The organism is Motilibacter aurantiacus, from assembly GCF_011250645.1.
GTDB classification, from domain to species: domain Bacteria; phylum Actinomycetota; class Actinomycetes; order Motilibacterales; family Motilibacteraceae; genus Motilibacter_A; species Motilibacter_A aurantiacus.
Genome location: NZ_JAANNO010000046.1, coordinates 1 through 577, shown reverse-complemented (window position 1 = coordinate 577; position 577 = coordinate 1). Strand labels below are relative to the sequence as shown.

Here is a 577-nt window from a genome sequence, read left to right as displayed (position 1 = left end):
CCTCGGCGCCGGCGAGGGGGGCGGCCTCGTAGTCGAGGTCGAGCTCCCCGACCAAGGGGTGGACCATGCGCTTCGCCCCGCGGATGCGCTCGCGCAGGACCTGCTGCCCCCACAGGCGGGCGAAGTCGCTGCTCTTCAGCAGCATCTCCTGCACCAGCGCCTGCAGCTCCTGGTCGTGGGGGGCGCGACCTGCTTCCAGCCGCAGGTACGCAGCGGTCTCCTCCGCGACCGCGTGCCAGTCGGCGTACAGCGAGCGCGACGGCGGGTGCAGGAAGGTGTGGCGCACGACGTTGCGCATGCCGGGAGCGAGGTCCTGCAGTCCCAGCAGGGACTCCGCCAGCGGGTTCACCGCGAGGAGGCGGCCGGCGCGGCCGACCACGCAGCCAGGCGCCTCGTGCAGGAGGTCCAGCAGGCGCTTTGCGCCCTCGCCCGCGCGCTGCGGTGACGGCTGCTGCCGCCGGCCCGGGGGGTGCGCGAGGCGTACGAGGTGTGCGCGCTCGACGTCGTCGAGCCGGAGCACCCGGGCGACAGCCCCGAGCACGGCCTCGGACACCCGCGGAGTACGGCCCTGCTCCAG

General features: G+C 74.9%; 1 protein-coding gene. It reads right to left on the bottom strand.

The features are described from left to right. Window positions 1-553: MmyB family transcriptional regulator (locus G9H72_RS20760; protein WP_456238354.1), on the bottom strand; the 553-nt coding region annotated here is incomplete at its 3' end. Window positions 554-577: the final 24 nt, after the last annotated feature.